General features: G+C 71.0%; 1 protein-coding gene. It reads right to left on the bottom strand.

Annotated elements, in window-relative coordinates:
• Positions 1-501: AAA family ATPase (locus tag ABTU92_RS28605; protein ID WP_408094963.1), on the bottom strand; the 501-nt coding region annotated here is incomplete at its 3' end.
• Positions 502-704 lie beyond the last annotated feature (203 nt).

The following is a 704-nucleotide window of genomic DNA, read 5'->3' as shown; positions in this document are numbered from 1 at the left end:
CAGCGGGTTGGTCAGCAGACCGGCCCGGGTCGTCGCGCCGACCAGGGTGAACTTGGCGATGTCGATCTTCACCGAGCGCGCCGCCGGCCCTTCGCCGATGATCAGGTCGAGCTGGAAGTCCTCCATGGCCGGGTAGAGGATTTCTTCGACGGCCGGGTTGAGCCGGTGGATCTCGTCGATGAACAGGACGTCGCGCTCCTCCAGGTTGGTGAGGAGAGCGGCGAGGTCGCCGGCCTTGGCGATCACCGGGCCGGAGGTCGAGCGGAAGCCGACGCCGAGCTCGCGGGCGAGCGTCGTCTTGCCGAGGCCGGGTGGCCCGACGAACAGCACGTGGTCGAGCGCCTCCTTGCGGCCGCGCGCCGCCTCGATGAACACGGCGAGGTTCTTGCGCGCCTGCGCCTGGCCGACGAAGTCGTCGAGTTTTTGGGGGCGCAGCGAGGTCTCGGCCGCGTCCTCGTCGCGGCGCTCGGCGGTGACCAGCCGGCGGGGGGGAGGGGCCATCAGCGGATCTCGGGTTCATCTCCTCGCCGCGGGGCACGACAGGGGCCGGCGTTTTTCCGCAGGCGTCGCGGCTTGCGTTCCCTCCCCCCTTGCGGGGGAGGGACAGGGAGGAGGGCGGCCACGCCCGTCAGAGGCGCCGAAAAGCCCTCAATGCACGGCGCCTTCGGTGCGTGGCATGATGGCGCCGCGGTGGCGGATCACCT

The organism is Rhodoplanes sp. SY1 (genome assembly GCF_046000175.1).
Classification (GTDB): Bacteria; Pseudomonadota; Alphaproteobacteria; order Rhizobiales; family Xanthobacteraceae; genus Rhodoplanes.
This window is presented reverse-complemented; position numbering and strand designations above follow the sequence as displayed.